The 20,858-nt window shown below is 49.8% G+C and carries 22 protein-coding genes; 13 read left to right on the top strand and 9 right to left on the bottom strand.

The window, feature by feature from the left end; translation table 11 throughout:
• The first annotated feature begins 29 nt into the window (after nucleotides 1-29).
• The 3 genes from KNQ07_RS06190 (at nucleotide 30) to KNQ07_RS06200 (ending at nucleotide 1,341) form a co-directional block, all read left to right on the top strand.
• A complete protein-coding gene (locus KNQ07_RS06190; protein ID WP_214765443.1) occupies nucleotides 30-347 on the top strand; it encodes an ArsR/SmtB family transcription factor in 318 nt (105 codons plus the stop codon).
• A 70-nt stretch (nucleotides 348-417) separates the two neighbouring features.
• Nucleotides 418-846, top strand: a complete 429-nt coding sequence (locus tag KNQ07_RS06195) for a DMT family transporter (RefSeq protein ID WP_012371602.1) — start codon at nucleotides 418-420, stop codon at nucleotides 844-846.
• 15 nt (nucleotides 847-861) lie between these two features.
• The gene (locus tag KNQ07_RS06200; RefSeq protein ID WP_012371603.1) at nucleotides 862-1,341 is read left to right on the top strand and encodes a DMT family transporter; all 480 of its coding nucleotides are present in this window, start codon (nucleotides 862-864) and stop codon (nucleotides 1,339-1,341) included.
• A 227-nt stretch (nucleotides 1,342-1,568) separates the two neighbouring features.
• Here the strand turns inward: KNQ07_RS06200 and KNQ07_RS06205 are convergent, their stop codons facing one another.
• Genes KNQ07_RS06205 through KNQ07_RS06215 form a run of 3 tightly spaced genes read right to left on the bottom strand, consistent with a single transcriptional unit; the run spans nucleotide 1,569 to nucleotide 3,816 of the window.
• On the bottom strand, nucleotides 1,569-2,021 hold the full coding sequence (locus tag KNQ07_RS06205; RefSeq protein WP_214765445.1) for a heme-degrading domain-containing protein: 453 nt from the start codon (nucleotides 2,019-2,021) through the stop codon (nucleotides 1,569-1,571).
• Nucleotides 2,018-3,058, bottom strand: coding sequence for a Gfo/Idh/MocA family oxidoreductase (locus tag KNQ07_RS06210; protein ID WP_214765447.1), 1,041 nt, complete (start codon nucleotides 3,056-3,058; stop codon nucleotides 2,018-2,020). Before KNQ07_RS06210 ends, KNQ07_RS06205 begins: the two co-directional genes overlap by 4 nt.
• Nucleotides 3,055-3,816, bottom strand: a complete 762-nt coding sequence (locus KNQ07_RS06215; protein WP_214765449.1) for a DeoR/GlpR family DNA-binding transcription regulator — start codon at nucleotides 3,814-3,816, stop codon at nucleotides 3,055-3,057. Before KNQ07_RS06215 ends, KNQ07_RS06210 begins: the two co-directional genes overlap by 4 nt.
• A 131-nt stretch (nucleotides 3,817-3,947) precedes the next feature.
• Between KNQ07_RS06215 and KNQ07_RS06220 the strand changes: the two genes are divergently transcribed.
• The 4 genes from KNQ07_RS06220 (at nucleotide 3,948) to KNQ07_RS06235 (ending at nucleotide 7,434) form a co-directional block, all read left to right on the top strand.
• On the top strand, nucleotides 3,948-4,787 hold the full coding sequence (locus KNQ07_RS06220; RefSeq protein WP_214765451.1) for an SDR family NAD(P)-dependent oxidoreductase: 840 nt from the start codon (nucleotides 3,948-3,950) through the stop codon (nucleotides 4,785-4,787).
• Between the two features lie 93 nt (nucleotides 4,788-4,880).
• Nucleotides 4,881-6,464, top strand: coding sequence for a sensor domain-containing diguanylate cyclase (locus KNQ07_RS06225; RefSeq protein ID WP_214765453.1), 1,584 nt, complete (start codon nucleotides 4,881-4,883; stop codon nucleotides 6,462-6,464).
• Complete coding sequence (locus KNQ07_RS06230) at nucleotides 6,461-6,787, top strand: potassium channel family protein (protein ID WP_014971462.1); 327 nt, start codon at nucleotides 6,461-6,463, stop codon at nucleotides 6,785-6,787. The genes KNQ07_RS06225 and KNQ07_RS06230 overlap by 4 nt, the downstream gene beginning before the upstream one ends.
• A gap of 14 nt (nucleotides 6,788-6,801) precedes the next feature.
• On the top strand, nucleotides 6,802-7,434 hold the full coding sequence (locus KNQ07_RS06235) for a hypothetical protein (RefSeq protein ID WP_012371610.1): 633 nt from the start codon (nucleotides 6,802-6,804) through the stop codon (nucleotides 7,432-7,434).
• 87 nt (nucleotides 7,435-7,521) lie between these two features.
• On the opposite strand, the gene mgtE is transcribed toward KNQ07_RS06235, so the two are convergent.
• Nucleotides 7,522-8,874, bottom strand: a complete 1,353-nt coding sequence (gene mgtE, locus KNQ07_RS06240) for a magnesium transporter (RefSeq protein WP_214765455.1) — start codon at nucleotides 8,872-8,874, stop codon at nucleotides 7,522-7,524.
• Nucleotides 8,875-9,109: 235 nt separating this feature from the next.
• Between mgtE and KNQ07_RS06245 the strand changes: the two genes are divergently transcribed.
• The 4 genes from KNQ07_RS06245 to KNQ07_RS06260 all read left to right on the top strand — a co-directional run bounded on the left by KNQ07_RS06245 (nucleotide 9,110) and on the right by KNQ07_RS06260 (nucleotide 12,215).
• The gene (locus KNQ07_RS06245) at nucleotides 9,110-9,853 is read left to right on the top strand and encodes a metal ABC transporter ATP-binding protein (RefSeq protein WP_012371612.1); all 744 of its coding nucleotides are present in this window, start codon (nucleotides 9,110-9,112) and stop codon (nucleotides 9,851-9,853) included.
• Nucleotides 9,850-10,710, top strand: coding sequence for a metal ABC transporter permease (locus KNQ07_RS06250; protein ID WP_214765457.1), 861 nt, complete (start codon nucleotides 9,850-9,852; stop codon nucleotides 10,708-10,710). Before KNQ07_RS06245 ends, KNQ07_RS06250 begins: the two co-directional genes overlap by 4 nt.
• Nucleotides 10,707-11,624, top strand: a complete 918-nt coding sequence (locus KNQ07_RS06255) for a metal ABC transporter substrate-binding protein (RefSeq protein WP_214765459.1) — start codon at nucleotides 10,707-10,709, stop codon at nucleotides 11,622-11,624. Before KNQ07_RS06250 ends, KNQ07_RS06255 begins: the two co-directional genes overlap by 4 nt.
• 93 nt (nucleotides 11,625-11,717) lie before the next feature.
• Nucleotides 11,718-12,215, top strand: a complete 498-nt coding sequence (locus KNQ07_RS06260) for a PCYCGC domain-containing protein (RefSeq protein WP_214765461.1) — start codon at nucleotides 11,718-11,720, stop codon at nucleotides 12,213-12,215.
• A gap of 105 nt (nucleotides 12,216-12,320) precedes the next feature.
• Here the strand turns inward: KNQ07_RS06260 and KNQ07_RS06265 are convergent, their stop codons facing one another.
• A complete protein-coding gene (locus tag KNQ07_RS06265; RefSeq protein WP_214765463.1) occupies nucleotides 12,321-12,758 on the bottom strand; it encodes a hypothetical protein in 438 nt (145 codons plus the stop codon).
• Nucleotides 12,759-12,937: 179 nt separating this feature from the next.
• Here KNQ07_RS06265 and KNQ07_RS06270 point away from each other — a divergent pair, with 179 nt between their 5' ends.
• Complete coding sequence (locus tag KNQ07_RS06270) at nucleotides 12,938-13,951, top strand: zinc-binding alcohol dehydrogenase family protein (RefSeq protein ID WP_214765531.1); 1,014 nt, start codon at nucleotides 12,938-12,940, stop codon at nucleotides 13,949-13,951.
• Nucleotides 13,952-14,003: 52 nt separating this feature from the next.
• Here the strand turns inward: KNQ07_RS06270 and KNQ07_RS06275 are convergent, their stop codons facing one another.
• Nucleotides 14,004-14,177: a hypothetical protein gene (locus KNQ07_RS06275; RefSeq protein WP_012371618.1), complete on the bottom strand. Its 174-nt coding sequence runs from the start codon at nucleotides 14,175-14,177 to the stop codon at nucleotides 14,004-14,006.
• Between the two features lie 250 nt (nucleotides 14,178-14,427).
• Between KNQ07_RS06275 and KNQ07_RS06280 the strand changes: the two genes are divergently transcribed.
• Nucleotides 14,428-16,863 (top strand): ATP-binding protein, encoded by a 2,436-nt coding sequence (locus KNQ07_RS06280; RefSeq protein ID WP_214765465.1) that lies wholly within the window; start codon nucleotides 14,428-14,430, stop codon nucleotides 16,861-16,863.
• Between the two features lie 42 nt (nucleotides 16,864-16,905).
• Here KNQ07_RS06280 and wrbA read toward each other — a convergent pair whose 3' ends face one another.
• From wrbA to KNQ07_RS06295, 3 genes are all read right to left on the bottom strand, one after another.
• Nucleotides 16,906-17,508, bottom strand: coding sequence for an NAD(P)H:quinone oxidoreductase (wrbA, locus tag KNQ07_RS06285; RefSeq protein ID WP_012371621.1), 603 nt, complete (start codon nucleotides 17,506-17,508; stop codon nucleotides 16,906-16,908).
• 106 nt (nucleotides 17,509-17,614) lie between these two features.
• Nucleotides 17,615-18,649 carry a DUF2332 domain-containing protein gene (locus KNQ07_RS06290; RefSeq protein ID WP_214765467.1) on the bottom strand — a complete coding sequence of 345 codons (1,035 nt, stop codon included), beginning with the start codon at nucleotides 18,647-18,649 and terminating at the stop codon, nucleotides 17,615-17,617.
• 122 nt (nucleotides 18,650-18,771) lie between these two features.
• A complete protein-coding gene (locus tag KNQ07_RS06295) occupies nucleotides 18,772-20,796 on the bottom strand; it encodes an acyltransferase family protein (RefSeq protein ID WP_214765468.1) in 2,025 nt (674 codons plus the stop codon).
• Nucleotides 20,797-20,858 lie beyond the last annotated feature (62 nt).

Here is a 20,858-nt window from a genome sequence, read left to right on the forward strand (position 1 = left end):
TATCGGAAAGTATCGATTAGATTGATGGCATGACACAACAAGTAGATCTTTTTAAAGCATTGTCGAACGAAGTCCGTCTCGACATCCTGCGCTGGCTCAGAGATCCGGAAACTCATTTCAACAAACCGGCAGCTCACTTGTCAACGAATCTCGCTGAAAAAGGAGGCGTCTGTGTCGGTGATATCCAGGAGAAGGCCAACCTGTCCCAATCCACGGTATCCCAGTACTTGGCGATGTTACAAAAAGTCGGATTGCTCGAATCCGAACGTCACGGCAAGTGGACGTATTACCGTCGAAATGAAGAAAAGATTAACGAGTTGGCAGAGTATCTAAAAGGAGAACTCTAAGGGGTTTTCCTTTGTTCATATATCGACAATTCTCGATATGTAGATTTGGAAAAGAAAGAAGGAACGGATTGTGAAATTCATTTATTACCTGTTGGCTTTACTTGCCGGGATTGCGCTCAGTATCGAAGGCGCCATCTACGGGGAGCTTGGTAACAGTATCGGTAAACTCGAAAGCAGCTTTTATAATTTCTTTGCCGGTACAATCATCATCGGCATCATCACCCTTTTCTTTGGAAAAGGTTCGCTTGGCTATACATTCAAAGCTCCGAAATGGACGTTGCTCGGCGGATTACTCGGAAGTATTTATTTGACGATCCTGATCATCAGCATCCCGCTCGTCGGTGTCGGTCTCGCCATGATCAGCGTCATCATCGGTCAGATGATCGCCAGCATGGTCATTGAACATAAAGGATGGCTCGGAAGTCCCCGCGTCGCCATTAACAAAGACAAATTAATCGCATCCGGCCTGATGGTCGTCGCGCTATTTTTGATTTTCTAAGAAGGAGGAAACTTGATGAATATCGCATTACTCGGCATGACACTGCTCGGAGGAATTCTCCTCAGTGCCCAGTCTTCCATCAACGGTGCCTTCGGTCAAAAAGCCGGCGCACTGGAAAGTACATTTTTAACTTTTTTCACCGGCATGCTCCTGCTTGCACTCGCCGTCCTCTTTTTCGGACAAGGAGATGTCCTGTTAATTCTTGATGCACCCCGGTGGCAGCTCAGTGCCGTCTGGTTCGGTGTCAGTTATCTGTTCCTGACCATTCTCTCCGTCCCGAAAATCGGGGTGACGGCAGCCAGTATCGCAACCGTCATCGGACAGTTGTCCGCCGGAATGGTGCTTGACCACTTCGGAACATTCGGCGGCGTCGAAGTCGCGTTTGATTTGAAACGTTTTGCCGGTCTGTTGTTTATGTTAGCCGCCTTGTTCTTTATTTACCGCGGGAACAAACGACGGGTCGAAGCGCCTGCTTCCGACTCGATGGCTTCTTGAGACCATACAAAAATAGGGCTGACTCAAAAGTCAGTCCCTACAAAAATAAGGGAATCACTCGTTTCACGCCACTCCTACAGGGAAAAGCGCATTTTGCGCTGTCAGAGACAAACAAGACCCGTTTCCCTGCCTAAACGAGGCAGGAAAACTGGCTTGTGTCTCGCCTGAGGAAAGGGCGTGAAAAGACGAGTGATTCCTTTTTGAGTCAGCCTCGTTTTTTCATCTGTTCATCCTTTTAAAAAAGTCAGGGCTTCCACCGCGAGCTGATGATCCGCTTCCTGCGATAAGCCCGATACGGTAATCGTTCCGATGACACCGACACCCGCGACCCGGACCGGAAATGATCCGCCGGCGTCGGCATAGTCGGCTGGATTGACCGCATACATCGTGTGGTAGGACCGGTTTTTACTTTCGTTATACAGTCGCATGTAGAGCGAGCTGTGTCCGTGACGGAGGACGACGTTCGATTTCCGCCGAATCCACTCTTCCTGATCCGGTGCCGTTCCGTCGAGTGCCGCATAAAACAGCCGTTGTCCGTTCCGTTTCAGCTCGACGGCGACGCTGAGTTGCTCCTCGATTGCCCGGTCGATGACATATCGTCCGGCACGCAGGGCATCGTGATTCGTAAACTGACGTAACGTCAGCGTTTCTTCCTGTACCAACAATTCCGTCAGATTCATTGCTCCCACTCCTTCCGGAAAATCTTCCGTCCCTTCTCGCTGCTCAAACGAACGGCTTCGATGATTTGCATCGTCTTGAGTGCATCCGTCAAATCGACCGGCACGTCACCCGTCTTCAAACCTTCGGCAAGTGCTTTGTAAAAACCAAGGTAATTCCCCGGAAGTGTCGCCAATCGTTCCGCCGGATGATCCGCAAGTTGCAGATATCCGTAATTCACGGCTTCCTCCTGACCAATTGCGGCATCAATTGTTTGTCCGGACGCAAGGCGCGTTTCCTGCGGATCCATTCCGTATTTGAGATAACTTCCGCGTGTCGCATGCAATTCAAACCGCGGCGTTGCCCCTTGGATAAAGGAATTGGACCGCAGGATGACGCGACGCTTTCCGTAAAATAACGTAATGTGGAATCCATCATCCGTCTCCGCTCCGTCGCGCTGGGATAAAACATCCCCGACGACTGCATCCGGTTCCCCGAACAAAGCGAGCGCCTGATCGATCAAGTGTGAACCGAGGTCAAATAAAATACCGGAACCCGGTCCTGCTTTTTCCCGCCAGCGATCCCGTACAACCGGACGATAGCGATCAAACCGTGATTCGAACAATTGCCAATCTCCGATTTCATTCATCTCGACCAACTGTTCGACCGTCAGGAAATCACCGTCGTAACGGCGGTTTTGATAGACGGCGACAGAGACGCCGTGTTGCATTGCGAGACGTTGCAGTTCGATTGCCTCTTCCATCGTCACGACGGCCGGTTTTTCGAGCAGGACATGTTTTTTAGCTTCGATGGCTTGTTTCGCCATCTCAAAATGTAAAGCTGTCGGTGTCGTAATGATGACAAGTTCCGTCTGTTCATCCTGTAAGGCCTCTTCGAGTGTTTCGATCACATCGGCTTCCGGGAAAACAGCCGCCACTTTATCGGCTTGGCTGGATACGACTTGCCGGACCGTATATTCGGGCAACGCTTGAATCAATGGGGCGTGAAACGTTACGGCTGAAAATCCGAATCCGACTAATGTCGTTTGAATCGTCGTCATGTTTGTTCCTCCTCTGCTGTTTCGAGCAAGATATGGGCTTCTTGCAGCCACTTTTGCCATTGTTCGGTCGGGCGTTCATCCGTAATCAAAATGTCGATCTGATCAAGATCACAGACTTTGTGCAGAAAACGTTTCTCGAACTTCGTATGGTCTGCCAGTACAATCACTTCCGCGCTACTGCGGATCATCGCCTTTTTCACGATTGCTTCTTCCAGATTTTCCGCGAATATCCCCTGTTCCGTCAGCCCGCATGCTCCAAGGAATACACGGTCGACCTGATAGTTCAAAATATCATCCGCCGTCTTAATCCCGACTAAACTGCGTGCATGCCGGTCCCATTTTCCTCCAGTCACGTACAGATCAATTTCCGGACGGGCCTCCAGTTGTTCGACGACATCCAGTGCATTCGTAATGATTTGAATCGGTTGCGCCGGCAGATGAACCGTCATCCGGGCGACCGTCGAAGCTGCATCGAGGATGATTTTTTGGTACGGCTGAACGTACCGGACGGCGTGTTTCGCAATCCGGTTCTTTTCCGGCTGTTCGGTCCGCCGGTCGTACTGAACGGTCGTGTTTGTCCCGACACGGATCAAACCGTTTTTGACACGGATGATTTTTCCTTCCCGCTCGAGCTGGATCAAATCACGCCGGGCCGTATCACGCGAAATACGGTACTCTTCCATCAGCTGATCGAGTGAAATTTCAGGTGTCGTCTTGATCCATTCCCGCATTTGTTGAAGTCGATCCTGTTGAGCCATCTTCCTTTTCCTCCTGCTCTTTTTCTTCATTTTAAGTTTTTACATTACATAATGCAATTTTTACTTAAAATAACTTCGCTCAATTCGGGTAAAGAATGGTATAGCCTGGAATTCAAGAGGAGGAATGACGCATGCGTACGATTTTCATTACCGGTGCTTCGTCCGGGATCGGTCTCGCGACGGCGACACGTTTTGCTGAAGAAGGATGGACGGTATATGCCGGAACCCGTGAACTGACTCCGGCACTGGAAAAAGCCGCCTTACCGCATTTGCATTTCCTTGAAGTCGATGTCACGGACCTGATGAGTTTAAAACAGGCCGTCTCCGTCATTGAGCAAGAAGTTGTTCATTTGAATGCTTTATTCTGCAACGCCGGACAAGGCTTGTTACGCGCACTCGGACAAGCGACGAGTTATGAAATCACTCAGCTGTTTGATATCAACGTGTTTGGTGTCATGCGGACGATTGAATGTTGTCTGCCGCTTTTAAAAGCCGCTCCGAACGGCAGTCATTTATTAGCCACCTCGAGCATCAGCGGACTTGTCGGTCAGCCGATGAACGAAATCTATTGTGCCAGCAAGTTTGCGCTTGAAGGACTGTTCGAAAGCTTAGCTACTTATTACAAACCGTTTTTCTCGATCGATGTCACGTTGATCGAACCGGCTGCCGTCGAGACGAACTTCACAGCAAGCGTCCTCGACCGTCTTGAGCAGACAGGCGGATTGCACGAAGATGATTTCAAACCGATCATCGAAAGTTATTTACGGACGTACCGCGTCCGGCACGCCGAGCGCCAGTCGCCGGAAACGATCGCCGAGTTGATCTTTAAACTCGTCCATGCCGATGAGAAGCCGTTGCGTGTCCGGACCGCTCCGGAAGACGAAGCCTTCGTCGCCCATAAAACGGCAAACGATCCGTCCGGTCTCGTCGGGACACTCAAAACCCGGCAACTGACACTAAATTTAGACTGATTCCCCTTTTGTTCAAAACATATCAGATTCGTCCTTTTCTTCTTTCTATAATGAAGCTATCTCTTTAAATTCATTTTAGAAGGACGATTTTTCATGACTCCCTTATTTTTGTATACGGCCGTCTATTTGATTCCGACGTTCATCATGTTCTATATGGCCGTCGATATCCTGTTACGCAATCCAAAACGTTCGCAACACCGGCTGCTGAGTCTTTTTACTTTCGCCTACGGAATGTTGTTTCTCGGTGAATTTTTCCGAAACGCTGCGCCCGTCTCGATGAGTCCGGCTTTCGTGACGTATTGGTTTGGGAATGCCGGACTACTCGTCTTCAGTACATCGCTCCACTTTATCTTCCGTGTCTCGAATCTGTGGAAAAAGATGCCGCGGTTCCTTTACCCGGGCATCTTTTATGCACCAATGGTCATTGTTCTGATCACGTATGCCTTTCAGACGAACGTCATCAACAGTCAGCAATTTGAACGGATCGGCGCCTTCATCTATCCGGAGTTCAATGCCTCGTACTTAATCACGATGACTGTCGGGAACGTCTTCCACCTTCTCGTGATCGGTTTACTGTTTTATGCACGGACCCAGTTGCGGGATGCGCGCCGGGGAATCATCAATGTCCTGTTGAGTGTTGCGCTCCTTGTTCTCGTCTGGGATATCGTCTTCGGATACAACTCGTTCTACGGTGTCATGCCGCCCTACGCCTATATGTACGGCGGACTGTTTTGGGCCGGTGCTCTGACGATCGCCATGCGCCGGTTCGATTATCTCGCCTCTTACCAGAAACGGTTTGCGACGCTGTACAATCTGAATCCTTCGGCGATTCTGTTGCTCGACCGTCACGGCCGAATCGAGAGTGCGAATCCCGCGGCTCATACATTGTTGAAAGAACACAAACTGTCCGGTCAGCCGTTCGCCGACTACCTGCCGGAGAAAAAACAACAGGGTTGGCTTCAGCATTATGAGGTCCACTTTGCTTCTCAACGTAAATTCAACGAATACGAAACAAAGGTCCTGACGCTCGAACAACAGGAACGGTATGTCGTCATGGACGCCGACTTTGTCTTCATCGAACAGGAGTTACACGGGATGTTGCTGATTCGGGATATCCAGTCCTTTAAGGAAGCCGAGCAGACGATCCGCTTTTTCGCCTATCATGACCCGTTAACGAAAATCCCCAACCGGCGTAACTTTTACGAACGAGCCGGGCAAGCCATTCTCGGGCAGGACAGTGTCACGGTCGTCGTCGTTGACCTCGACGGCTTTAAAAGCATCAACGATACGTACGGTCATCAAATCGGCGATGCCTTTTTGATTCACTTGGCTCAGCTGCTTGAACGGACCGTTAAGCCGCCCGGTTTCGCTGCCCGGGTCGGCGGCGATGAATTCTTTTTACTGTTGCCGAATCAGACACCGGACCAGTTGCACCGGTTCGCAGCTTCGCTCTTAGAGACCTTCCAGGACAATCCGTTTATACTCGCAGAAGAGTTGATCGAGATTCGAACGAGCATTGGACTGAGTTATTCACCCGATCACGGCATCAGCTTGGATACGTTGATTCATCATGCCGATCAGGCCATGTATCACATCAAATACAATGGTAAAAACGGATACCGGATTCATGATACACTCGAATCGATTCAACGACCGTCCGAAGGAGGCACACGATGATTTCCATGCTTGCGATTTTTTCACGATTATTTAAAGGATTACGCCATGCTTTTCAGTTATCCTACTTCCGCGGTCTATTGATCCTGTGCCTGTTGACGTTACTGTCCGGAACGATTTTTTACAGCACGCAAGAAAACTTAACCGTCGTCGACGCGCTGTATTTCTGTATCACGACGCTGAGCACGGTCGGGCATCCGACGTTCGCTCCCGTTACGACACTCGGCAAAGTCTTCACGATGGCCTATATTACGATCGGATGCGGTTTGTTCCTTACATTGATTGCTACACTCGCCTATGTCTTGATTAAGGAACAGGAAGACTGAAAGGAGATGCCTTCATGCGGCAAGCAGCCATTCAAAATAACTTCGACTGGTGTCGTCTGATTTGCGAGCTGAACGGATGTACCGTCACGGAAACAGAGGATCACTGGAAAGCGACCGGCGACGTCCCGCCGCTCTATCCGGAAATGATGGTCCGGGCGCATCAACAGCAACTCGATCTGACCGGTGTCAACAGTATCAAGGATTGCACCGCCAGCTATGATTTTTCACTTGCCGGTCTGACACACCTGTTCACGGCGGAATGGATTGTCCGTCCGCCGATTCTCGACCGGCGTGCGCTCCCGCCAGACTGGACTGTCGTGACGACTTCCGAGGAAGCAGCACGTTTCTTCGCCTTCATCGAGACGCACGACTTGCCGGATACGTTGTTCGAACGAACCGATGTCCGGCTGTTCTTTTCGGATGCGCAGCAGACCGGATTTATCGCCTATTCCAACGGTCAAACGACCGGACTGTCGCATTTGACGTCCGATTATCTCGATGAACGACTCTGGGATGATATCATCCGGCTCAGTTCGGCTCACTTCCCGGGACAGCCTCTCGTCGGCTATGAGTATGGCGATCAATTGATCACGGCACTTGAAGCCGGCTTCGATGATATTGGACCACTTGCCGTCTGGATCCGCTGAACCGAGAACTTCTTTTCTAAATGAAAGTCAAAAAAAGTATCGTTTTACCGGATCTCGACAGATTCGGCAGAACGATACTTTTTTGTGTTACATCAAACGGCTGATGAAGGCCGTCGCAATCCCGAAATAGACGAGCAGCGACAGGATATCGTTCAGCGTCGTGATGAGCGGGCCGGATGCGATGGCCGGGTCGATATTCAGACGGTGCAAGATCAATGGAATAATCGTTCCGGCTAATGTTCCAAAAATCAATGTAATGATCAGTGAACTGCCGACGACGAGACCAAGAATCGGATCCCCCTGCCAGACGTAGGCGATGATGGCAATCAAAATCCCACACGTCACACCAATGATCAGACCGACCCGTAATTCCCGAATGATCAGCCGCGTGACGACCCGTTTGTCGACTTCACGCGTAATCAGACCACGGACTACGACAGCCAGCGACTGCGTTCCGGTATTTCCCGTCATTCCGGCAATCATCGGCATGAAAAATGCCAACGCGACCACTTTGGATAACGTTTCTTCAAACTGACTGATAATCGATCCGGACACGAGTCCGATAAATAATAACAAAATCAACCACGGCAGACGCCGGGTTGCGGCCACCCACGGTTTCGTATCAAAATCAATCGATTTCCCGGACGCCGACAACTTTTCGATGTCTTCATTTGCTTCTTCCCGTAAGACGTCAAGGGCATCATCGACCGTAATCAATCCGACGAGGACATCCCCTTCGACGACCGGTAACGAGACCAGATCGTAGCGTTCAAACATCTTCGCGACGTCTTCCTGATCGGTCTCGGACGAGACGCTGATGACTTTCCGGTCCATGACGTCCGCAATCCGTTCGTCGTTACTTGCGAGGATTAAATCACGGTAGGAAATGACACCTACGAGCTGACTCAGTTGATTGACGACATAAACGTAATTGATCGTCTCCGAGTATTCGATGTAATCGCGCATCTTTTCAATCGTTTCGCCAACCGTCGACTCATCCGTCACCCAAATGAACCGGTTCGTCATCAGGCGTCCTGCCGTCTCGGCCGGATACGTCAATAAGTTGCGGACGACAAGTGCCTCATCCGGACGCATGCCGGATAATAAACGATCGACTTCATCGTCCGGCAGTTCTTCCAGGATGTCTGCCACATCATCATTTTCCATTAAATCCATGACGTGTCCCGCGTGATCGACATCTAAACGCCGTATGACCTCAAGCTGCTCATCGATCTCCAGTTCCTCAATGACGTCGGCCAACCGTTCATGATCCAGGTAACGGAGGAGCCGTTCCTGTTCCGTTTTTCCGAGTTTACCATACCAGTTCGCTAAGTCGTATGGATAGACTTCTTCGATTACCTGCTGTGCTTCTTCCCGTCGTTCTTTCACCAATGCTTCCAGTAACAGCAGCTTCCACTGCTGTTCCTCCGGCTGACTCATCCTCTCACCCCCACTTTTTCTCCTCTCCCATCTTAGCACGATGCTTTCAAAAAGAGCGATTGATGAAAGCAGTTGACATTTCTTTCGTCGCACCTTAAAATTTGCCTTAAGGAAACATTATTAGTCTAAAGAATAATAACTGACAATAAACAAACTCTTTTTTTTACACTTTTTGTTGCCCTAAGGAAACATTCATTACCTAATCAAAGTTCATGAACCGGAAAGGAGTTTTTTTATGCTACATGCAGTAGAAGTCGACCAATTATCCGTCTCCTATTTCGAGACGACTGCACTTGAACGTCTGTCCGTCCGCTTGACATCCGGTCAACTCATTGGAATCATTGGTCCGAATGGTGCCGGCAAATCGACTTTCATCAAAGCCATCATGGGATTGATTCCGGCAGAAGCGACTTCAATCCGTCTGCTTGGTCAATCCGCGAAACAGGCGCGGACACAGGTTGCTTACGTTCCCCAACGCAGTGCGATTGACTGGGATTTTCCGATTCGGGTCATCGATGCTGTCCTGATCGGCTGTTATCCGCAGCTCGGTTTGTTCAAGCGGCCGACGAAACAGCACCGGATGCGGGCGCGCGCCTGTCTCGACCGGGTCGGCATGCTCGATTACGCCGACCGTCAAATCGGTGAACTGTCCGGCGGTCAACAACAACGTGTCTTTTTGGCTCGCGCCTTAGCGCAGGAAGCCGACCTGTTATTACTCGACGAACCGTTCGTCGGGGTCGATGCCGGCAGTGAAGGAGTCATCATCGATTTATTGCGAGTGTTGCGCGATGAAGGCAAGACGATCCTCGTCGTCCACCACGATTTAAGTAAAGCAGCCGACTATTTCGACACGTTGCTGCTTCTCAATCGACGGATCATTTCGGTCGGTCCGCCACAAGACGTCCTGCATGCTGATCTCATCGAAGCAGCTTACGGCAATCCGCTTGCCTTCCTGCAGAAAGTGGAGGTTTCGTCATGACGATCATCGATTTCATCCACGCCCTGACGGAATACGATTTTCTCCAGAAAGCCCTCGTGACATCCGTCATGGTCGGCATCATCTGCGGGGTCATCGGTTGTTTCATCATTTTACGCGGAATGTCGCTGATGGGTGACGCCATCTCCCATGCAGTCCTGCCCGGTGTCGCCATCTCGTATCTGCTCGGAATCAATTTCTTCATCGGTGCTGTCGCAACCGGTCTTTTGACCGCACTCGGAATCGGTTTCGTCAGTCAAAACAGCCGGATCAAAAATGATACGGCGATCGGCATTTTATTTACGTCAGCCTTTGCGCTCGGTATCATCCTGATTTCTTTTTTACGCAGCAGCAGCGATTTGTACCATATCCTGTTTGGAAACGTCCTCGCCGTCCGTCCGAGCGATATGTGGATGACGCTCGCCATCGGTCTGATTGTGCTCGGTGCCATTTTCCTATTCTACAAAGAACTGCTCGTGACATCATTTGATCCGACGATGGCTGCCGCTTACGGTCTGTCGACACGATTGATCCATTACCTATTGATGACGATGCTGACGCTCGTCACGGTTGCCTCGCTTCAGACAGTCGGTATCATTCTCGTCGTCGCCATGTTGATTACCCCGGCGGCGACCGCTTATCTGTTAACGAACCGGTTGTCGCGGATGATTTTTCTGTCTGCCGGTCTCGGAACGATTGCTTCCGTCGTCGGTCTATATTTCAGCTTCACCTATAACCTGTCGTCCGGAGCCTCGATCGTCCTGGTCGCGACCGCCTTGTTTGCGCTGGTGTTCATCTTCTCACCGCGCCACGGATTGCTCCGGAAATGGAAATCACCGAAAAAGGAGCTCACGACATGATATTCAAACGATTGATTCCCTTAGCCGGTCTCGCTGGTTTACTGGCCGGCTGTGCTCCCGATTCTGCCGACGACGGAAAACTGCAAGTCGTTACGACCTATTCGATTTTAGAAGATATGACCCGTGTCGTCGGCGGTGAACATGTCGACGTCCACAGCATGGTCAAGGTCGGCAAAAATCCGCACGAATACGATCCGTTGCCGACCGATGTCCGGAAGATGGCGGACGCTGATGTCGTCTTTTACAACGGTCTGAATCTTGAAGCCGGCGGTTCCTGGTTTAATAAACTCCGCTCCAGTACAAATAAGGACGGCAAGGATGCTCCGGTCTACGCCTTAAGTAAAGGCGTCGAACCAAAGTATTTGACGGCCGCCGGAAAAGAACAGGAAACTGACCCTCATGCCTGGCTTGACCTCAGCAACGGTATTCAATACGTTGAAAACGTCAAAGCTGGATTAATTAAAGAAGATCCGGCAAATAAAGCCGATTATGAGAAAAATGCTTCGGCTTATATCAAAGAATTGAAGACGCTCGACACAAAAGCGAAGAAACGGTTTGCTGCGATTCCGGACGCCAAGCGCCATCTGCTCACAAGTGAAGGCGCCTTTAAATACTTTAGCGACGCCTACGACTTTAAAGCCGACTACATTTGGGAAATTAATTCCGATAATCAAGGGACGCCCGATCAAGTCCGGCGGATCGTTGATTTGATCAAGCAACGGGACATTCCGGTGCTGTTCGTCGAAACGAGTGTCGACCGGCGCAGTATGGAGACCGTCTCCCGCGAAACCGGTGTTCCGATCGGTGGAACCCTCTACACCGATTCTCTCGGCGCAAAAGGAAAAGACGGTTCAACGTACTTGACGATGATGGAAGCGAACTTTGATACGATCGAACAACAATTAACGCGATAAGAACTGTCATCGAATCGCCATCCCTGTCTTTCCCTTCGTGGATTCTTCCACCGTATACTAAGGAAAGAATCAATGAGTGATGGAGGAATGAAGATGCCTAAAAAACCCGGATGGATGATCATGACACTGTCGGCGACGCTTGCCCTCGGTGCCTGCGGACAGACGGAACAAAAGACCGACTCGCATGCTAATCATGAGGCCCATGAGACGCACACAAGTGCCGATCAGTTAGAACAGACGACGTCGCCAGGCGTTGCACCGGCGTTCCTAAAAGAAACGGATTCTTCGATTCAGACGATCTACCTGTCTGTCGCCAAACATCGGGATCTGCTTGAAAAGATGCCGTGTTATTGCGGGTGCGGGGAATCCGCCGGACACACAAGTAACTATGATTGCTTCATTGCCGATCAAAGGGCAGACGGAAAAACGACTTGGACGACACACGGGATTACGTGCGGAACGTGTCTTGATATCGCCGCCCAATCAATCGTCGCTTACCAACAAGGTACGCCGGTCAAAAAAATCCGCTCTGACATTGATGCGGCCTATGCGAAGACGGGTGCCAAACCGACTCCGACTCCGGCCCTCTAAATCAAACATCGGCTGACTCAGTAATCAGTCTCCAAAGATAATGGGAACAGCGTACAATTCTACCACTCTTCTTTTTTGCGTCATCCTCTTTTTGAAAAGGAAAACTTACCGTCGCCGGCGAGCCGTCGCATGGAGAACAAAGGGTTTGCCGGACAGCAATTCCTCCAGCTGATAATACGTATGGGCCCGAAGCGGCTGACTCGTCCGCGGGAGATGACGTAATTCATAAGCGACTTCCAGCAGATAAAACTTGTACGTCTCGGCTTCTTCAAATCCGAAACTGTTTTGCCGCGCTTCGATATAGCCGAGCAAACGCTGTTGTTGCTCGAGCGACAGACGTTGCACTTGCGGAGCAATCGGTTCGCCCGGCCGGAGAATCAGTTCCCGTTCCGTCCGGTAAAGCCGGTTCATGACTCCCCGTTCCCGCCGAAGCGCAATCAGCTTTGCCGGTTGATAAGAGCGCGGGTACGGATGGGCATGGACTAAATACTGTTCAATGATCGATTGTGTCGGGGCAGCCGGAAAAGAAATGACATCATGCATACAGTTCGACTCCTTTAGTGAGATCCACCGTTTATATTTTACTACAAATTTCCAATCCAATAGACGGACCTCACAGGAAGGAAACCGGTTTTCTAATTTCAGACGGGTTTCGTTTTTCATGACGCGTGGAAAAGTTCAAAAGATACTTATCTCTGAAAGGATGTTTTGTCATGCAACAGATGAAAGCCATTGGATTCCACAAACACTTACCGATTACGGAAGCCGACAGTCTGATTGATCTTGAACTGGAACGTCCCGTCGCAAAAGGACACGATCTGCTAGTCGAAATTAAAGCCGTTTCCGTCAATCCGGTCGATACGAAAGTCCGGGCTAAGGGCACGGACGAACAGGAACCGAAAATCATCGGCTATGATGCAGCCGGCGTCGTCGTTGAAGTCGGTGATCACGCCTCCCTCTTTTCCGTCGGGGATGAAGTTTACTACGCGGGCGCCATCAATCGTCCGGGTTCCAACAGTGAATTCCAGCTCGTCGACGAACGAATCGTTGCGAAGAAGCCGGAACGTTTGACGTTCAGCGAGGCGGCGGCGCTTCCCCTCACTGCCTTGACAGCTTATGAAGCTTTAACTGACCGAATGCATATCACGTTTGATGCCAAATCAAATCTCAAGAAGACGATTCTAATCATCGGTGCAGCAGGCGGTGTCGGATCGATTGCGACACAACTTGCGAACCATGCCGGCCTGACCGTCATCGGGACCGCTTCCCGTCCGGAAACGATCGACTGGGCGAAAGCACACGGCGCCCATCATACGATTAACCATCACGAAGATTTCCGGGAACAACTTGAACAACTCGGTTATTCGTATGTCGACTACGTTTTTTGTCTGAATGCGACCGATCAGCATTTTGATGCGATGGTCGATGTCATCACACCGCAAGGGACTATCTGCAGTATCGTCGAGACGGACCAGGCACTCAATCTCAGCGCTTTGCAACAAAAGAGTGCCACTTTCGCCTGGGAGTTCATGTTCACCCGCTCCCTGTTCGAGACACCGGACATGATTCGCCAACATGAAATTCTGACCCGCATCGCGACTTGGCTCGAGGAAGAAACACTTGAGACGACCGTCACTCAGACGTTGATCGGACTGAATGCAGAGAATTTAAAAGAAGCCCACCGCCTCGTCGAAAGTGGCAAGACGATTGGTAAAATTGTCGTCGAACAGCATTAAGCTAAAAAACAGGACGTTCTTCTCGAAAGAGAAAGAACATCCTGTTTTTCGATTATCTGCTTTTTTGACGTTTCATTGAAAAGACGATGGCCGCAAACAATGACAGGAGTCCTCCCGCCCAGCCGATGACCGGTGCGTACTGAAATGTATCGCGCAGCAACATTCCTCCGATAATGAGGATGGCAGCATCCGCTGCGAACAGCACCGCTAAAAATCGATAATTCATCCTTCTTCTCCCCTTTCATTTCAAACTGTTAGTACTTCTGCATTCTCCCTGCCAAAGGACATCTGCCCTTCAACTTAATCCTTACCCTTGATTTAGCACTTTCTGGTATGAATTTCTTGTATTTAAGATAATTTTCTAATAACACTGTATTTCTGAGTCTAAAAAATGTACGATTACGGTAAGAAATAGGTATAGTAATTACATCTATGTTCAATACGGAACGCTGAAGCAAAGGGGCATCCACAATCATATGAAAAAATGGTTCAATCAAAAAATCAGCCGGCAAATCATGTCTGCTTTTTACCTCATACTCCTTACCCTTTCCGTCTCTTCGATTGCTGCTTATTTTTATACAAACCATCAAGTGATGGACGCAAAAAAAAGTCTTGATGCGATCAGTGAGCGTCAGGAACGGGCGACGTCCTTGTGGGACGACTGGCAGTCCTTACAGTATGAGATGCGTGGTTATCTTGTCTTTGGAGATGATGACGTACTTAAAACGGTTCAGGAAAAAGCAGATTCTCTCGAAACACAGACGAAATGGTTTGAAGAAAACGGGATTTACCGTGGGGATAAAATTTATGCAGACGACGTCCGCTCTCTGTACACGTCGTATACGACGTTCGTCATGCCGAGTTTAATTAAATATGTCAAAGCAAAACAAGACGGCACCGTCAATGAAGCATTTTTGCAAATGCCAAGTTTGAAATCAATGATGCCGCAGGTCAAACAGGATCCGGACCGGAAATTTAAGATGAATGCTTCCGACAGCGAAACGATGCGAAAAAGCGTCAACACGATGGAGAGTGTCTTCACGAGTTACCGGACGAGTCTCCAGGCAAAAGAAATGATGGCCAAGGACAAACTAATCAAGCAAACGAAATATGCGGAATGGATTTGGCTTGTCAACTTACTGGTTCTCTTTCTTGTCATCCTGTTGATCATTCGACCGTTCATCGAACGGACGACACGTCAAATCCAGCTCCTCAGTAAAGAAAGTAAGCTGCTCGCCCAAGGGCAACATACCGCACCGCTGATTCCGATGAATCGGACCGACGAAATCGGTGAGCTCAGCAAATCGTTCCATCAAATGGCGACGGCCCTGACCGATAATAAACACCGGTTGATGTCATCCAATGATAATTTAGAACAAGCGCTGCGACTCACCTTACGGAACGAAGCACACTTGAAAATCCGGAATCAGCTGACGGAAACGCTTGCTTCCCGTGACACAGTCACCGCTTATCCGGCCGTCATCGAAAAGATGGTCGAGATTACCGATTCAACGAACGGTTCCTTGATCTTCAAAGAAGGAACAACGGTGACGAATATCATTTCCTACGGCCTGACGGAACAAGAACAAGATGATTTAATTGCGACGATCGAACCTGTCATCCGCCGCGCACGAAAGGATAAAGTGCCGCACATCGCTCAGTTTGCCCAACGCGCGGTTGCCATCACACCGGTTCTTGATGCCAGCACCGATGAGATCATCGCCTATATCTACCTGATGCGTCTCCATCATCCATTTGACCCGCAGGAACAAGAAGAGCTTGCTGCCTTTGCACGTCAGCTGGCCTTATCGTTACTCCGGATGCGGACGTTTGACGAGATTGGACGGGAACGGGAAAAAACGGCCCGCTTGTTGAACTCGATCCGCGAATCGATTGTCTACATCGAACCCGACGGACCGATTCAATTAATCAATCGTCCGTTACTCGATTTATTCGATCACCCATCTGCCGTCGACTCGAAAGCAGAATGGTTGATTGAAATCGACGACTCGATCACCTATCTGAAAAATCGCGTGGATCAGCTCTCTGAATTCGAACGATATCTGCACCAAACCTTCATTAATCGTGAAACCGGAGAAGGTATTACCTTTTCGATCGATCGTGAAAAACGTTTCATCAAGACATACTCGGAAGAAATCCATTACGGCGGAAAATTCCGCGGGATTCTTCTCGTTTTACGTGACGTGACGAATGAAGTCGAAATTGACCGAATTAAAAACGAACTCGTCTCAACAATTTCCCATGAATTACGGACACCTCTCTCGTCGATTTACGGATTCACCGAGTTGATGATCCAACGGGATCTCCCTCCACATCGTCAAAAGAAATATCTGAAAGCGGTCCATTCGGAAACCGAACGACTGTCCTTGTTAATCAACGACTTCCTCGACCTGCAACGGATGGAAGCCAACCGGCAGCAGTATACATTCGAACCGTTTGATCTACTTGCGATGCTGAAGGATTTGAAGCAACTTCATAGTCTTTCATCTTCTACACATACCATTCGCATCTTGACTGACGTTTCGTCGCTCTTGATTGAGGCCGATACGAAAAAGATTCGTCAGCTGTTCGGAAACTTGATTAACAATGCGATTAAGTATTCCCCGGCAGGCGGCTCAATTGAAGTTCGTTTGACGGAACACGCTAATCGGGTAACCATCGCGATTACCGATCACGGAATCGGAATTCCCGCTTCCGCGATGAGCGAACTGTTCCAAAAGTTTTATCGTGTCGATAATTCGGATACCCGAAAAATCGGTGGAACAGGACTCGGGTTATCGATTTGTCGTGAGATTGCCCGTGCCCACGACGGCGAAATCCATGTCGAATCAATCGAAGGACAAGGTTCGACGTTTACGGTCGATTTACCGTTAACACAACCTAATGCATAAGCAAACCGCGCCAGTTCCTTTTCGGAACGGCGCGGTTTTTCCTTATCCTTTAATGCGGCTGGCGATATCGACCGTCCGTTTCGCCTGGTGACGAACAGCAGGTTCAACCGATTCGACCATGTTTCCGTCCTGATCGACAGTGACCGTCGTTCCGTACGGGTTTCCGCCTGCTGCGAACAGGACCGGATCCGAATACCCTGGTGCTGCGACGATGGCACCCCAATGGAACATCGATGTATAGACGGCAAGGACGGTTGCTTCCTGTCCGCCGTGCGGGTTTTGCGCAGACGACATCGCACTGACGACTTTATTGACGAGTTTCCCTTGTCCCCAAAGACCGCCTGTCGTATCGAGGAACTGTTGGAATTGTCCCGGAACGTGTCCGTAACGGGTCGGGACGCTGAAGATGATCGCGTCCGCCCAGTCGAGCAGGTCGGGTGTCGCTTCTTCGACGTCGCGTGTCGCATCGGTATGTTTTTGCCAGAGTGGATTCGAGGCAATCGCTTCTGCCGGTGCCGTCTCCTTGATTTTCGCAAGGCGGACTTCAGCGCCGGCCGCTTCTCCTGCTTCTTTCGCCCAGGTGGCGAGTTGATGATTGGTTCCGGTCGAACTGTAATAGATGACAGCCAGTTTCACATTAGACATGACTTCGCTCCTTTTTTCAAAAACAGTGACGGACGATGGAGGTACATGTCGTCTTTTCCCGTTTTTTGGATAAAGTAACGCTTTTTATCTTGAATTCAAGAAAAAATTATACCTCTTGCGTAACTAACCATTTGAACCAGCGACCGTGTCCGTCCGTCTCGGCAATCGTCTGCTCGGTCAACACACCGTCGATGTAGGCATCGAGATGCAAATACCGGTCCTGGACGTTGTTATACACATGGTAAAGATTCCGTGTCCGGCCGATTTCCCCGACGACGTGCAACAGTTCTTTTTTGACCGCAAGCGGCATCTGATTCGCGACATGCGTATGAAAGATACAGAGAATGCTGTCGTCCGGTGTTTCGGCTGCATAGTGCGGCAATAAACGGACTCCGTCCCCTTCGACCAGCTTCAACGGTAATTCTTCAACATAACCGGCTGCCGCCTCGAACATCGCGAGCCGCTCCCGGTGTTCTGTCCAGATTAATGCTTTCAGCCATAACTGTTCGTCTGTATCATTCAAGTCGACGATATTCAGATCGAGTCCCGTCCGCATCGTAACCGGTGGCGGTGTCTGCGGGATGACCGGTGTGTCGTTCCCCTCGATAACCGATGTCAGCTGAAGACGTGATGCCGGATTCCCGACCGTCTCCCCGTTCCCGTATTCATAACCGTATTGATCAAACAGCAGCTGTAATCCGGCACTCGTCCCGATTTCAAGCAACGCAAGCGGTTGTTGTGTCTGCTCATGGATTTGGCTGAAGACCGGATACAGATAGGTGCAACGCCGGACTTCATTCGTTTGGACGAGACGTTGCGCAAGGAGCGGAATCAACTCGGCTTCATATGTCGTACAAAATGACTTAAAATCGGCAAACGCATCATGAAACGGATTCGGCTGTTTCGACACGCTCGGATAATAAGCGGCAAGCGGATGATCGATGCCTTTGAGCAACAGGTAATGGACGGCGCCAAACAGCAGGTTCGGGACCGGCTGAACGTCGCGCGCATGCCGGCATAGATCGAGGATGCCCGGATCCTCAGCAATTTCGAGTGATAGGTATTCGTATAACGGACTGGAGTCGCGGCACTCCCGTTCGGCAAAGATCCGAAAGCGTTGTGCGAGTTCTGTTTCTATCATTGATGATTCCCCCTTTTACGTTCCCTGTTATATTCCCTAAATTATTCCAAGAACCTGTTTTCGCCATCAAAAAACTCTTCCGCCTGAACCAGGGGGAAGAGTTTGATTGATGCTTAATCCGATTATTTTTTCTCCAGGATATCCGTTACGACTTCATTCAGTTTCTGTTTGAAGACCGGTCCGAAGCTTTCCGCATAGGAATTCGTCATATGGCTGATATCACGGTAGATGACGACGTTCCCGATCACGGGACGGAATTCGCCGTCGACACGGAAGTAATCCGTCAAGTCGAGTTTATAGAGGGACTTATTCGTTTGTTCGAAGTTTTTCCAGTACGCTTCATCGCGTTGATTGACTTCGGCATTCATTTTCTTCGTTGTTTCTTTGATGCTCGACGTCTCAAGCGACTCCAGGACGTTGAAGCTGTAACGCGGGTTGTCCCGGAGTGCCAGACCGTCGATACCGTACTCGTCTTTGACATACTGCATCTGGTCGACCATCTGTTGGTGAATCTTATCTTTTGTCGAATTCGCCGCCGTGACGTGCGAGATGATCAAATCGACATCAGCATCCTTCAAATACTCCAGCACATTTTTGTTCCAGATGCCTTTTAAGGTGTCATCCTCGTAACCCGTCGAGAAGCGTGTCCCGGAGCGGGTGATGTTCAAGATGCGGTACTTTTCACCTTTTGCCGCTTCGTGAATCGCTCCGAACCATTGCTCCGAGTGCGAGCTGCCGACCAGGGCAATCGTCGCGATATAGTCTTTGGTCTCACCGTATTCGCCGACTTTGATGTCACTTTTACTCAGTACCTGATTGGTGCCGTCCGTGTGGACAAGCGGCAAGTCGTCAAAGACGTTCGCATAGGACGGGAACGGATCGTGCTCCGGCGTCTTCTCCGGATTCTTGATGGCCATTGCTCCCGGATAATCGCTGGCGCTGACACCGTTCTTTAATTCCTGTTCTTCGAAATACTTCAGTCCGAAGAGTGAGCCGATCAACAGAACATTGATACTGATCATGATACCGAGCTTCTTGAAAGCCGACCGATCGACTTTTGCACTGCGGATCGGTTTCTCAATGAATTCCGTCATCAGATACGATAAGAGAATCGACGACAGAATGATTAATGTTCCTGTCAACATCCCCGGTGTCTGCTGGACGTTGTAACGATAGAACTCAAGCAGGACCCAGTGCCACAAATAAATTCCGAAAGCGATTCCTCCGAGTTTGACCATCGGCTTTGATCCGAGGAAACGTTTGATGCCGAATGTCGTGTCGCGTGTTCCGGACAGGACGATGAACAGCGCACACGTCATCGGCCAAAGGGCGATGTATCCTGGGAACATTTGCGAGACGTTAAAGAGGATCCCGGTCAGGACCAGACCAATCAGTCCGAGCCAGCCCATCAACGTCGCCATCCATTTCGGAATGTGGATCGAGGACAGGTTGATGCAAAGCAGACTGCCTAAGGCGAATTCCCAGACGCGCGTCATCGTGATGAAATACGCCCACGGCTGATTGACTTCGGTTAAATAGATCGAATAGCTTAAAGACGTCACGAACAACACGCCTAAAATCGTGTTAATCATCGGTTTTGCATTTTGAATCGTGTACTTCTTGACCATCCATAAGATGAATGAGAACAGAACGAACCAGATCATATAGAACTGTCCTTGAATCGACAGGGCCCAGAAGTGTTCGACCGGTGATTTCATCTGGCTTGCATCCAGATAATCTGTACTCGAGATGGCAAGCTGCCAGTTTTGATAGAAGAACATCGAGGCGACGACTTCACGAACCGTCTTCTCTAAAATCGATTGCGGCAGTAAAAACGAGCTGAGAATCAGGACGACGGCCAAAATAAACAGGACCGACGGCAACAGCCGTTTAATGAGTTTCGTGACGTAAGGCAGGAAACGAAATTCACCCGTCCGGTTGATTGTCGAGATAATCGACGTCGTAATCAGGAAGCCGGAGATGACGAAGAAAACATCCACACCACCCGAGACACGGTTGAACCAGATATGATAGACCGCGACGAGCAAGGCGGCGACAACGCGCAACCCCTCGATTTCAGGCCGGAACTGACTTTTGGTGTTAATGAGTTTTTGAGGCTGCATTTCTTGGTAATTCGGTTGATTCATTTTGTATTAGCTCCTATACTTTTTTCTTATGCCGAAAAAATTGAATTGAAATTTTTTCCTTC

The sequence above is a fragment of the Exiguobacterium sp. s145 genome (assembly GCF_018618835.1).
Classification (GTDB): Bacteria; Bacillota; Bacilli; order Exiguobacteriales; family Exiguobacteriaceae; genus Exiguobacterium_A; species Exiguobacterium_A artemiae.

What these genes read in the sequence shown, in the direction of transcription:
- KNQ07_RS06255 (WP_214765459.1), top strand. Translation starts at nt 10,707, where the DNA reads ATGATATTCAAACGATTGATTCCCTTAGCCGGTCTCGCTGGTTTACTG.
- KNQ07_RS06290 (WP_214765467.1), bottom strand. Translation starts at nt 18,649, where the DNA reads ATGATAGAAACAGAACTCGCACAACGCTTTCGGATCTTTGCCGAACGG.
- KNQ07_RS06230 (WP_014971462.1), top strand. Translation starts at nt 6,461, where the DNA reads ATGATTTCCATGCTTGCGATTTTTTCACGATTATTTAAAGGATTACGC.
- KNQ07_RS06270 (WP_214765531.1), top strand. Translation starts at nt 12,938, where the DNA reads ATGAAAGCCATTGGATTCCACAAACACTTACCGATTACGGAAGCCGAC.
- KNQ07_RS06295 (WP_214765468.1), bottom strand. Translation starts at nt 20,796, where the DNA reads ATGAATCAACCGAATTACCAAGAAATGCAGCCTCAAAAACTCATTAAC.
- KNQ07_RS06225 (WP_214765453.1), top strand. Translation starts at nt 4,881, where the DNA reads ATGACTCCCTTATTTTTGTATACGGCCGTCTATTTGATTCCGACGTTC.
- KNQ07_RS06215 (WP_214765449.1), bottom strand. Translation starts at nt 3,816, where the DNA reads ATGGCTCAACAGGATCGACTTCAACAAATGCGGGAATGGATCAAGACG.
- mgtE (WP_214765455.1), bottom strand. Translation starts at nt 8,874, where the DNA reads ATGAGTCAGCCGGAGGAACAGCAGTGGAAGCTGCTGTTACTGGAAGCA.
- KNQ07_RS06275 (WP_012371618.1), bottom strand. Translation starts at nt 14,177, where the DNA reads ATGAATTATCGATTTTTAGCGGTGCTGTTCGCAGCGGATGCTGCCATC.
- wrbA (WP_012371621.1), bottom strand. Translation starts at nt 17,508, where the DNA reads ATGTCTAATGTGAAACTGGCTGTCATCTATTACAGTTCGACCGGAACC.
- KNQ07_RS06245 (WP_012371612.1), top strand. Translation starts at nt 9,110, where the DNA reads ATGCTACATGCAGTAGAAGTCGACCAATTATCCGTCTCCTATTTCGAG.
- KNQ07_RS06265 (WP_214765463.1), bottom strand. Translation starts at nt 12,758, where the DNA reads ATGCATGATGTCATTTCTTTTCCGGCTGCCCCGACACAATCGATCATT.
- KNQ07_RS06280 (WP_214765465.1), top strand. Translation starts at nt 14,428, where the DNA reads ATGAAAAAATGGTTCAATCAAAAAATCAGCCGGCAAATCATGTCTGCT.
- KNQ07_RS06260 (WP_214765461.1), top strand. Translation starts at nt 11,718, where the DNA reads ATGCCTAAAAAACCCGGATGGATGATCATGACACTGTCGGCGACGCTT.
- KNQ07_RS06235 (WP_012371610.1), top strand. Translation starts at nt 6,802, where the DNA reads ATGCGGCAAGCAGCCATTCAAAATAACTTCGACTGGTGTCGTCTGATT.
- KNQ07_RS06250 (WP_214765457.1), top strand. Translation starts at nt 9,850, where the DNA reads ATGACGATCATCGATTTCATCCACGCCCTGACGGAATACGATTTTCTC.
- KNQ07_RS06205 (WP_214765445.1), bottom strand. Translation starts at nt 2,021, where the DNA reads ATGAATCTGACGGAATTGTTGGTACAGGAAGAAACGCTGACGTTACGT.
- KNQ07_RS06220 (WP_214765451.1), top strand. Translation starts at nt 3,948, where the DNA reads ATGCGTACGATTTTCATTACCGGTGCTTCGTCCGGGATCGGTCTCGCG.
- KNQ07_RS06200 (WP_012371603.1), top strand. Translation starts at nt 862, where the DNA reads ATGAATATCGCATTACTCGGCATGACACTGCTCGGAGGAATTCTCCTC.
- KNQ07_RS06190 (WP_214765443.1), top strand. Translation starts at nt 30, where the DNA reads ATGACACAACAAGTAGATCTTTTTAAAGCATTGTCGAACGAAGTCCGT.
- KNQ07_RS06210 (WP_214765447.1), bottom strand. Translation starts at nt 3,058, where the DNA reads ATGACGACGATTCAAACGACATTAGTCGGATTCGGATTTTCAGCCGTA.